Raw genomic sequence first — 11516 nt, 5'->3', positions numbered from 1 at the left:
ATCACTTCTTCCCTATAATCTCCAACCCGACTTTTACATCCAGAATCCGCCCAAACATCGGCAGCTCCAGGCTGGCTTCCCGTCTGTGGCGGTCTATTTTTTTAATATATCCTTCCATACCTTTAAGCGGCCCATCCAGTATGATTATCTGATCCTGCTCTACAAAACCAGTAGACATTTTTACCAGCTGTTCTGTTCCGCCAAATCTTAAGAGGAACTGAATCTCCGGCTCTGTCAGAGAAATAATCTGATCCCCTGTTTTTAAAAGCTTGGTCAATCCGATGACTGGCTTCAGGCTCCGGTAGAGCTGCTCCGGATCCCCGCTAATCAGAAATACATACCCGGGAAACAAAAGCTTCTGCTCCTTGTGCCAGGCGCCTTGATATCGTTTCATTTCCTCAAAACAGGGAAGAAAGCTTTTTTCCAGAGTCTCTTTGGGGATCACGGTCTGGCATTGCCGTATAATCTCCCTCTCTGTTCCGGTTCTGACCTGTATCACGTACCACATATGGCTTCTGCCCCTTTCCTTGTATTCCGTAAAAAGGGTAGGCTTCGCCATATCGGCATGAAAAAAATGCCGACATAAATACACATGATAACCTCTTACCCTTTAAAACGCGGCAATGCGACGATTTCAAAGCTTAAGATTTTGTCTTTGCAGTCTGGCCATACAGAAGGCTTTGTCTTTACTGCATGGTGAAATTATTTTTTTAAATATTCTATACCGAAGCTCTTTTGCAAAATATCTGCAGAAGGTCCTCCGCTGCCAGGCTTCTGCAAAGAACCGAAGTACCTTTGCCCTAATCCCTTTTCGCGAAGGCTTTCATCCGTTGCGGATATCGGCCCGCTTCAAGACCACCCTGCCTATCACGTTACCGTTCACCTAGTGACCGGTAAGATCTATCACAACTCTGTCTGATTAAAACAGAAGCTGCTTTCCCTGTTGATTTAACTTGTATTCCAGAATCTTCAGAAACCGGGCCGGCGCTGTCTGCATTCTATAAGAGGGATCTAGCTTTACTCCGTCCGCCTTTGCCGAACCTGTTTCTTCTATATAAAAGCATGTTCCGCTGGAAGTGATTCTGCCTGCAAGCCTGTATTGCGCCTGCTTCTGCAATGCGGTCTGCTTCCGGCAGAGCTCCTGGTACTGAAGCCGTGCCTTCTGATATTTTCTGGAATAAATCCAATGTACGCTTCCCTTTTTGATCCGGCCGTCGGGATGATAATTCTCCGGATTCATGCTTCTGCGGCTGCGCTCCATGTACTGGCTCAACTGCCGTTTTCTGAATTCCAGCTGCCGGTTCTTAATGGGAAGGAGATATTCAACTGCCTGCTCCTGTGATACCAGGGACAGCTTCTGTCTTCCGATATCCAGCCCCACTGTTCCGGGCGCTTCCGGTTTTGGCTTCACCGGCACGTTTCCCTTGAAAACAATCTCCAGAAAATACCTGTCTTTTCCCCGGATCACAGACTTCTTAAGCCTGCAGTAACGGATCTCCTGCTTCAAGGCCTGCTCCTCATACCAGGTGAAATTCCTTTTATCCACCGGGATCACCAGTCCCTTCCAGACAAGGCCATCCTCCCGGAACTTGATAGAGGAACGGTTTGTTTTCCCTGAAAGGCTCTTTAACTGTCCTGGTTTCTTTGGATACACCTGGGCGGCTGTGCCCTTTATCAGGCCATCCACTGCCTGCCAGACCTCGCCAGCCAGATTCTGGACGATGGGGCTGTCGGTGTGCTCCTGGAAATGCTGACGGTATCGGGCTGCTTCCCTGCATATGTCATAATTGCGGAGCTGGTATTTTTCTATGAGACTGTCCCGCTCCTGCAGCAGCTTTTTCCGCTGTTCCTTTTCCACAGTATGAAAGAGAGCTTCCTTATTTGCCCGGTATGCCCGTGTCTGGGCCATCTGCCTGTATCGCTTTATTGCTGTGTCAAGCAGGGCATTATAAATCTGGCGATTCATCTCAAACCGCTTTTCCAATAGATCCTGCTGCCATAGCTCCGGCTTTAAGGGCAATGTCAGCACAAAATATTGGTTCTGAGGAGCTGACATAATTCTTCACTTCACCTCGGATTTGGATTTTGGCTTGAAATTTCGTAGAGCATCTTACTCTGCGAAAACTTCATCCTGTTTTTTACATTTAAAGGAATAAAATAGAATATTTTTATTGAAAAATAGACAAACTTTAGAGTAAAATATAAATTAACACAAGAAACTCATACAAAAAGTATGCCGAAGAAGAAAAAATATTTACCTTTCGATCTAAATGTGCTATGATGTTAAAGAAAAATGGCAGAAGAATGATTCTCCTGCCATCGTAGAGTAAGATGCTCTACGAAATCTCAATTTATTTTGGAAGTGGATTCGCCTACCGGGGACGCATGGACTTCTGTTAAATCCTTCTATATCCTTCCTTGTCTTCTGCCGCAGCCCGTTTATGCTGCCTGTCCAAATGCCATTCCATCAAAGCATCATCGCTCATAATTGACTTGACATCCGCTTTCATCACTTCAAATTCCGTTATGGGGTAAATATGCTCCTCTGCCACATAATCTTTTTCATGCACGGTTTCCTCAAATGCAAAAATCAACTGGTTATGTAGAAATGCCCTATAGTTCGCAGATGCAAACTCTCCATAATAATTGATGTCAAAATAGTAATCACAATCCAGGAACAATTGCTCCAAAACATCTGCGGCCACTGCCGGATATAAACTTACGTTTCCGTATTTCTCCAAATCTGTCAGCAACGGCGACATCAAGGTAGGCGCTGCGATATGAAAATGCATACTAGGAAGCGCTTCAATCAATTCCTTGCTATGCTCTATTTTATCAAAGCGGGTACAGATGAGCGCTTCGGGTTTGTGTCGATTTTCTTTCTGAAACGGATAAATGAATCCCAATAAATACAACATTTCCTTCTTAGCGCCTAATTGAATCAGTTTTTCATAGGTATCTGTCCTTTGCACAATGATTTTTCCTATGCGGCCGGAACCTCCATTGAGAATCCATTGCATGTTTCCCGGAATTTCATCACCAATCGCCCCTTGCCAGAACAGCAAATCTCGCTTTTCTTCTGTTCCGGGAAGCCCGGTTAAGATAAAGAGCGGCGTAGACAAGGAATTGATCAAAAACCTTTTTTCTGCAAAACCAAGCTTTTTAAAATAGTAAATAATGACATCTCGTTTCTTTTGGAATAACATCTCCCGGCCTTCATCGTTTAGAATGATATCTCCGCTGACAAGGTTTTCCACAATAATCTCCTGTCCCTGTGGAGAAAACCATGTCTTGCTCATGGGTTTCCCCTGATTATCATATACCGTCCGGGCGCAGAGAGCTCCATACCGATTGTAATGATCCCGAAAACGGACGGCTCCTTTCCTGTCATACCAATCCACCGCCTTTACCAGACGCTTTTTTTCCGCCTCCACATAATAAATCGTCCCTTTTTCTTCCCGCCGAAAAGAAACGCTCCCCGATTCATCACTACCGACATGAATGTCCCAGGAATCCGGCACCGCAATCTCGTTGAAATATCTTTCCTTCCTCACCTTATCACGACAATTTCCAAGAATCAGGTCATACGCCGGGAAAATCCCATCCGGTAAAAAATCATCCTCCTGTACGACAATTGCCACGTGGTCGTATCCCGCCCGCTTTATGGACTCATGCCAAAACCGGCTTTCTTCGTCATAACTGTCAAACAGCAAAATCATTTCATTTTCCCAAGCACATTCTCCCATTTCTTTTCCATCGCCTCCATAAGATAACCACTGGCCTTTTCATAGGAATGTCGCCGAAACTCTTCCATGTCCGTTTCTGTAAATAATCTGACGATTCCTTCTGCCAGCCCGTCTATGTTCCCAAATGGAACTCTATATCCGTTTTCCCCTTCATCGACAAACGTCTGCATTCCATAAGGTAAATCAAACCCGACAATGGGAAGCCCGGATCCAATAGCCTCCAGCAATGTCACTCCTAATGTTTCCACTAAAGCGGCAGACACATAAGCTTCGTACTCCTGATACACCTCGTCCAGCTTTTGAAAACCGCAGAGATGTACATAATCCCCACACTCTAACTGCCGTATCAAGTCTCTCAACCTGCCCTCCTCTTCCCCTTCGCCATAAATATCGAGCGTCAAATCCGGCACGCTCTTCCTCGCTTCTACCGCCGCCTCGATAACCCAGTTCATATTCTTTTCCCCCGGCGCCAGACGCCCTGCAGAAATCAGGGCATGTCTGCGCCTGCCGTTTTTCGGATATTTTAATTCATCCAAACCTGCTGCCGGCAATGTCACTACTAAAGGTTCTACCTCTTTGTACTGCTTAAACTGCTCTCTTAAGAGGGCGCTTTGCGCCTCTGTATTAGTCACATAAAAATCAATTTTTTCAGGATGGGACAACGCATATTCATAAATCCGGTACCAAAAAACATGGTCTTCATCGCTGCATATATAATGATCCGCATGAAGAATAAAACCAACTTTTGCCGGAAATGCATTTAAGATAAAAGCTGAACGATGTATCTTTCCCGGTTCCCCGTCTATCAGAACGACATCCTGCCCGGTAAGCTTCAAGCGGGACATCATGTAGCCCGCCAACTCCTCCCGTGAATAAATCAGACGATCCGGAAACTTATATAAAACCACATCATCTACCATCGCTTCATTTCCCATCACTTCCTCGTAGGCAACTGTTCCATCCTCGTTAAAAAACCTTCTCAAATACAGATGGGAATAATTTTCCATCGGCGTATAATATTCCGAATAAATTTTACAGTATGTATAATAATCTTTTCGGATAAGCCGATCGTTCGAAATGATTTCCACCCTGTGTACGGCATCGTCTGTACCGGGCGCCAGATATGCCTGATAATAATAGTGCTCTCCCGGAAAGACATATTTTACCACATCGCCATTTCCGGAAATGGCATACTCTTTCCCGCCAAACGTATTTTCCAGCTGCTTCAGCCTATAAGTCACCGGTGAAATCCTGCAATCTGAAAAGAATCCGTACATCCATATAACTTCTGAATCCAAAAAGCCCAGCATTTGCATTTCATGCTGTATGTTGGCGTTTGGGAACGTAGTTGCAAAAACAAATTTAGCTTCCAGCCCCAGGGCGCGGAATATCTTCGCCCGATATGCCATCCCTGACTCCACGCCGCCTTTTGACCAATAATAAAAATGATGAAAGCTGTATATCATATTCTTTTTTCCTCTACCCACTTCTATTGCAAACGCTCTAATCCGTCAATATTTTCATACATTTCTTTTTCACACTCAAACCAAAGTCCTGCATATAAAGCTACATCTGCATACATCGGCTTATCTCGATAAAGCCACGGCTTTAAGATTCCCAAATAGTGAATAATATGGGCATGATCCCGCATCTGCAGCGTCGCATCAGCAAAACGTTCTGTTTGGTTAATGGAAGGATTATTCATATCCGGATAGCTGGCAAATCGTATGACTCCCTTAGAGAGCGCCTCCGTATCTACTTTCCACCACTCTGCCGGTAAATTATATAAAGACCACGGCACAAATTGAACTTTATCATAATACATATGATTTAACACATCCTGATCTGGAAACGGATATCGATTTTGCTCTCTGTAAAATGCATCCAAAATATAGCCAACACTATCTCTCCGCCTCAAGTAACTTAAATTCATTAACATAAATCCTGCATTAAAATATTTGTAATTATAAGGAATTGCGACTCTATCCAACGTGGATTCATAGCTTCCCCTTGCATGCCCCTCAATATCATCACAAACAACAAAAGGACATGTTTCACTCATAGGCGTGCTATAAACTTCAGTCAGATCTTTTTTTATCAGCATGTCGGCATCTAAATATAAAATCCGTTCCATATCCTTCGGTAACAAATCTACTACCAGAATGCGATAGTATGTTTCGTATGAAAAATGTCTCTTGACCGTTATTTTTGATGCAAACTCATTCCCCACATCGACAGGATGCAATCTTTTCTTTTCAAAATAAGAAATTATATTTTGCAGCCTTTCTATGTCTTGCTCTTCCAAATCATGATATGCAAGATATATGTCCACTTCTGCGCTCTTATGACTGCGGCAAAGAGAATAAACCATTACAGATGTCGGACCTATAAATTTTGTATTTGCAGCAATCAAAATATTCAAACTTATTTCCTCCTTTGAGCAAAATAATAGCTTTACTATTACAGCCGTTCCAATCCTTCTACATTTTCATACATTTCCCGTTCATATTCAAACCAAAGCTCCGCATATATTTCAAGATCCGAGTACATCGGTTTATCTCGATAAAGCCAAGGTTTTAAAAATGCCAAAAAATGTATAATATGGGCATTATCCCGCATCTGCCTCGTTACATTTAGATAGCACTCTTCCTGATTAATAGACGGATTATTCATATCCGGATAAGTGGCAAAAAGGATTTTTCCCTTTGATAATGCTTCCGTGTCTATCTTGTACCATTCCGACGGCAAATTATATAAAGACCATGGCACATATTGAACTTTATCATAATACATCTGATTTAAGATATCTTGATCCGGATAAGGATATCGGCCTTGTTCTCTGTAAAATGCATCCAGAATATAGCCAACGCTGTTCCTTTTTTTTAAATAGTTCAAATTCATCAACATGAATCCCGTATTAAAATATTTATAATTACGAGGTATTGCAACCCGATCCGGCGGAAATTCATTGCCGCTTCTTGAATAACCCAGATGATCCTCACAGACAACAAAAGGACAAGCCTCATGCATAGGAGTCTCATAAACCTCCGTCAAGTCCTTCTTCACTAACATATCTGCGTCTAAATATAAAATACGATCCATATTCTGCGGCAATATGTTTAATACTAAAATACGATAATATATTTCATGTGAGAATCTCTCTGAGTCCGATACCCTTAAAGAAAACTCCTTTCCCACATCCAGCGGATGTAACCTCTTCTTTTCAAAGCAAGTGATTATCTTTTGCAGCCTTTCTATATCTTGTCCCCTCAAATCATGATAAGCAAGATATATATCTACCTCCATATCCCTATGACTGCGGCAGAGGGAATACACCATTACAGAAGTCGGTCCCATAAATTTTGTATTTGCAGCAATCAGAATATTCATATTTTCCCCTTTTCTTTCCGTAGGATTCCATTCATACCAGCTCTGCTATCTGCTTTCGCACTTCCTCATATTTAGGATAAGACATTACCCTTCCAAAATAGGCCAGCTCATTATCCGCCAGTTTTTTCAGCAATTCCTTTCTTTTCGGATTTCCATGCTCCAGATAAAACATAATCGACCGTTTATGGTCCTCAAGCACTTCATCTCTTGATTTCCCCGCCCATTTATCTACAAGCGAACCGCTGCACGTACTTCTGTCGTATTCATAGCCATGAATATTCAGATAGCAGACTGTCTCTGCATAAGACAACACGTAAGGCGTCCAAGCTTCATCTTCATACACAATCGGAGGCAGCGGATACTCTTTCACAAGGGAAGTGCGGTACAATTTATTCCAGAGCGCCGGCAGTGCATACGCTTCGGAAGCATACATCCGAAGAAAATTTTCCACCGGCATGGCCGCATCTTCTTTGAGCGGATACCGCATGAATTCCTCATACCCCCTATTGTCTATCTTATATGCGGACATAACTGCGATATCGCAATGATTCTTTTTCACGGAATGATACATCTTTTCCACCACATCAAGCCGAATCATATCATCACTGTCTATAAAACCGGTAAATTCACCTCTTGCATGTGCTATTCCCATGTTTCTTGCCGCCTGAACTCCCGCATTTTCCTGATGGATTGCCGTGACATTCTGATAGTTTGAGGCATACCAGTCAACAATATTCGGCGTATTATCCGTACTTCCATCGTCAACAACGATAATTTCCACATCAGGAAAAGACTGAGCCAATACTGTGTCGATGCTCCTGGCAATACCGTCTTGTGCATTGTATGCCGGAATCACTATGCTGACCAGGGGTTTTTCATACTCTCCTGCACCCAGCTGGACAAGTGCGGACTTTGCCACGATCATTTTGCCTTTCGGTGTATTGATATAAGCTTTGACTTGAAAGCCCTCTGTCTCCTCCCGGCCTCCTACAAGAAAATAATGCTGACGGCTGTTTTCCGTCTCCTCAATCATCCTTCCGGATGCATCATATAGGAAAAAGCCGTCTGCTTCCCCTTCCAGGTTCCACGACAAGACAAGCTTTCCGCCGTAAGATTTCTTTAATACCGCCGATACGAACTTATAATCATCCAGATCATAAATATCACTTTCCTGTAAAAAGGTCTTTCCCAGATCCTCCCTGAAAAGCGCCTGGACGGAATCGATCAGACATTTTTTCGTATAATACCCATTTCGCAAAGCAACGGCGAATTGTCCCACATGCTGAACATACTTCCGATATTCCGGTTCACTCATAGCCTCAATGGCTCTCACAGCCTCATCCGGAGTATTCACCACAAGCCCAAGATGGTTATCTTCTATCAATTTCCGGCAGGAAATCCCTGCAGGAACAATCACCGGTATTCCGGCTGCGAGATATCTGCTCAGGGATAACGAATTGCCGTATTTCATATACTTGTACGCCTGTTCATCATGATACCATTCCAAGCCGAATCCGCCCTTGGATAAAGCAATCACCAGTTCCTCTGCCTTTAACGTACCCATGTTAGTGACATTCCGGTTCGGAACATCCATAGAAGAATTGTATAGTTTCAGCGCCACATCACTATTCCAGTTCTGTACCATATTCGGGGCAAAACCTCCGGCACAATGAATTTCCTTCCGGAATACAGGCTCTCCCGTAAAGTTTATGCCCGTCGTATAATCCCACATCTCCTGAACGACAAACTTCATATCAGGCCGGATACCCGAATCCACCAGGAACCGTTTCATGGCATAGGAAGGCACAATCAATACCTCTGCCTGATTAAAGAGTTCCACCGTTTCTCCCAGCATAAAACCGCTGCTTCTAATCATCAGCGCCTCTACGGTATGAATGAAAATAACAGCACGTCCGTGATACGCTTTGACACGATCTACCAGGCCGCGTTCAAACTTCAGCCCATTCCATGTATGGAATTGGAAAACCACGACATCTCCTGCCGATATGCCCGCTATCATACCGTCATACCGAACCGACCGATTTCCATCGCTTTCCGCATTTGCATTGTAATAATAGATGCCCATTTCCCTAAAACCAAGCCAATGTGCTATTTCCGCAGTCATACACTGCAAGAATTTTGGCTGGTTTTCTATTCCATTTAACCGAGTAATGTATAAATTCATCTCCGCCTCCATATTCTGCGATTTCTGCGTACCACATTCACATTTGCTCTATCTCTTTTCTCAATTCACTATATCCAACATAGGAAGCAGAATACGGAAACGCCGACACATAAACCAAAGCAAGCTTTTTCAGCAAGTCTTTTCTCTCCTGATTTCCATTCTCAAGGAAAAATAAAACCAATTCCCTGTGATCAAGAAACTTTTCTTCTACCGGCCTGTTCCACGAAGCGTGGATTGCCGTGCTGCCTCTGCTTCTGTCATATTCATACAGGTGTGCGTTGATGTAACACACACGATCGGCATATGATAAAACATAAGGAGTCCATGCATCATCCTCGAACGTAACCCGGACAGCACAAGGATGTTCCTTTACAAGGGAAGCGCGATACAATTTATTCCAAAGCACCGGCGAAAGATTTCTCATATAGTACTCAAAAAACACTTCTATGGAAACAGCCGTATCCTCAATCATGGGATAACTTGTCATATCCTCATATCGCTCTCCTGTCAGCATGTATACCGACGTCATGGCGATATCACAGTCATTTTTCACAATTGTGGCGTATAATCTCTCTATCATATCCGGCCTGAGCGTATCGTCATTGTCCATAAATGCGATATAATTTCCCTCCGCCTTTTCGATTCCCATATTCCTGGCAGCGGCTTGCCCTCCGTTTTCCTTATAAAAAGTTTTCACCTGCGGATACCGCTCCCGATACCAGTCAAGCACCGCCTGCGTTTCATCCGTGCTGCCGTCATTCACAATGATAAGCTCCATGTCCGGAAACGACTGCGCCAGCGCAGTATCAATGCTTCTGGCAATATACTCCTCCGCATTATATGCCGGCATGATCAAACTGACAACGGGTTTTATCGGAAGCATTTCGGATACGGCTGCCGCCCCGGACTCCGCCAATATCATTTTTCCTTTTAGTGTCCTGACATAAGCCTTCACAATAAACCGGGCTGTTTTCGGATAATCTTCCAAAAGGAAATAATGTTCCAGCACATTGGAAATCTCTCCCGCTGCTTTCCCGGAATCCGCATCATAGATCAGAAATCCTTCCGCCTCACCCTGAAAAGCCCATGACAACGCCAGATTATTTTTATAAGATTCCTTGAGGCAGACATATGCAAATGTACACTCGGACATTCTGTAAGTCTCATTCGACTCGGAATAAGTATACATATCATTCCGCACGGACATGTGAATGGCGTCTAACAGGCACTTCTTCGTAAAAAATCCTTCCCTTACCAGAGGGGCAAACTGCGCCGCTGCTGCCGAATATACCTGATAGTCCGTCTCTGTCATCTTTTTTATGGCTTCCGCCGCCTCCTCCAGCGTGTCCGCCGCGATGCCGAGATGATTTTCCTCAATGATGCTCCGGCTTGAAATTCCCCTAGGTACGATTACCGGTATTCCGGCGGCAAAATACACGCCAAGTTTCAAACTGTTATTCACCGACAAATACCGGCGCCATTCCTCATTTCCATACCACACCAACCCGAAACCGCCCTTTGCTAATTCCATCAAAAGGCGCTCCGGCGCCAGCCATCCCATTTTCCGCACATGAGTTCCATGACATTCTGAATCAGAATACACTTTCAGGGGAACTTCCCACTCCCATGCGTTTGGAAAATGAATACCGTCGGGATTTCCCGCAAAATGGATTTCTCTGTTCCATGTCCCAGACCCCAAAGTTCCTGGCAGCGCCGTATAGTCCCACATCTCCTGGATGACAAACTTCATTCCGGTTCGAATACCATGCTCTGTCAAAAACATCCGCATTCCGAGAGACGGGACGATCAATACTTCCGCCTCATTATACAATTCCACTGTGTCCTGCAAATCCTTGTGGTGTGTGTCCGACATCAGAGCTTCAACGTCATGGATAAAGATGATAATACGCCCATGATAGGCCTTGATATGTCTCACCAGCGCCCGTTCAAATGACAGACCGTTCCATGTGGGGAACTGGCAGATCACAATATCTCCCACATTGATTCCCGCAATAATCCCGTCAAACCGCCTTGTACGGTTTTCTGTGCTCTCTGCCTCCGCATAATAGCGATAGATACCCATTTCCCTGATTCCTAACGAATGTGCAATATCTGCCGCCATATGCTGAGCATACTGCTCCGTGCTCGTAAAGGACATCCCGTTTAGTTTTGTAATATACACATTCATGGCACGC

8 protein-coding genes are annotated in these 11516 nt (G+C 44.1%); all 8 read right to left on the bottom strand.

Annotated features, from left to right (window positions below; translation table 11 throughout):
* Window position 1: 1 nt before the first annotated feature.
* Window positions 2-592 (bottom strand): antiterminator LoaP, encoded by a 591-nt coding sequence (gene loaP / locus VV089_RS23785; RefSeq protein WP_334337669.1) that lies wholly within the window; start codon window positions 590-592, stop codon window positions 2-4.
* Between the two features lie 327 nt (window positions 593-919).
* Window positions 920-2056: a hypothetical protein gene (locus VV089_RS23780; RefSeq protein WP_334337668.1), complete on the bottom strand. Its 1137-nt coding sequence runs from the start codon at window positions 2054-2056 to the stop codon at window positions 920-922.
* 340 nt (window positions 2057-2396) lie between these two features.
* Window positions 2397-3746 carry an accessory Sec system glycosylation chaperone GtfB gene (gene gtfB / locus VV089_RS23775; protein ID WP_334337667.1) on the bottom strand — a complete coding sequence of 450 codons (1350 nt, stop codon included), beginning with the start codon at window positions 3744-3746 and terminating at the stop codon, window positions 2397-2399.
* Entirely contained in the window at window positions 3716-5212 is a 1497-nt protein-coding gene (locus VV089_RS23770; RefSeq protein WP_334337666.1) for a glycosyltransferase, read from the bottom strand. The genes gtfB and VV089_RS23770 overlap by 31 nt, the downstream gene beginning before the upstream one ends.
* A gap of 23 nt (window positions 5213-5235) precedes the next feature.
* Entirely contained in the window at window positions 5236-6168 is a 933-nt protein-coding gene (locus tag VV089_RS23765) for a glycosyltransferase family 8 protein (RefSeq protein WP_334337665.1), read from the bottom strand.
* 38 nt (window positions 6169-6206) lie between these two features.
* Window positions 6207-7136, bottom strand: coding sequence for a glycosyltransferase family 8 protein (locus VV089_RS23760; RefSeq protein WP_334337664.1), 930 nt, complete (start codon window positions 7134-7136; stop codon window positions 6207-6209).
* 31 nt (window positions 7137-7167) lie between these two features.
* On the bottom strand, window positions 7168-9321 hold the full coding sequence (locus tag VV089_RS23755; RefSeq protein ID WP_334337663.1) for a glycosyltransferase: 2154 nt from the start codon (window positions 9319-9321) through the stop codon (window positions 7168-7170).
* Between the two features lie 37 nt (window positions 9322-9358).
* On the bottom strand, window positions 9359-11509 hold the full coding sequence (locus VV089_RS23750; protein WP_334337662.1) for a glycosyltransferase: 2151 nt from the start codon (window positions 11507-11509) through the stop codon (window positions 9359-9361).
* Window positions 11510-11516: the final 7 nt, after the last annotated feature.

It is taken from the genome of Candidatus Merdisoma sp. JLR.KK011, from assembly GCF_036941125.1.
Taxonomy (GTDB): domain Bacteria; phylum Bacillota; class Clostridia; order Lachnospirales; family Lachnospiraceae; genus Laedolimicola.
Note: the sequence above shows the minus strand (reverse complement) of the source record. Positions and strands in the feature narration are given on the sequence as shown.

What these genes read in the sequence shown, in the direction of transcription:
- VV089_RS23770 (WP_334337666.1), bottom strand. Translation starts at nt 5,212, where the DNA reads ATGATATACAGCTTTCATCATTTTTATTATTGGTCAAAAGGCGGCGTG.
- VV089_RS23755 (WP_334337663.1), bottom strand. Translation starts at nt 9,321, where the DNA reads ATGAATTTATACATTACTCGGTTAAATGGAATAGAAAACCAGCCAAAA.
- VV089_RS23750 (WP_334337662.1), bottom strand. Translation starts at nt 11,509, where the DNA reads ATGAATGTGTATATTACAAAACTAAACGGGATGTCCTTTACGAGCACG.
- gtfB (WP_334337667.1), bottom strand. Translation starts at nt 3,746, where the DNA reads ATGGGAGAATGTGCTTGGGAAAATGAAATGATTTTGCTGTTTGACAGT.
- VV089_RS23780 (WP_334337668.1), bottom strand. Translation starts at nt 2,056, where the DNA reads ATGTCAGCTCCTCAGAACCAATATTTTGTGCTGACATTGCCCTTAAAG.
- VV089_RS23760 (WP_334337664.1), bottom strand. Translation starts at nt 7,136, where the DNA reads ATGAATATTCTGATTGCTGCAAATACAAAATTTATGGGACCGACTTCT.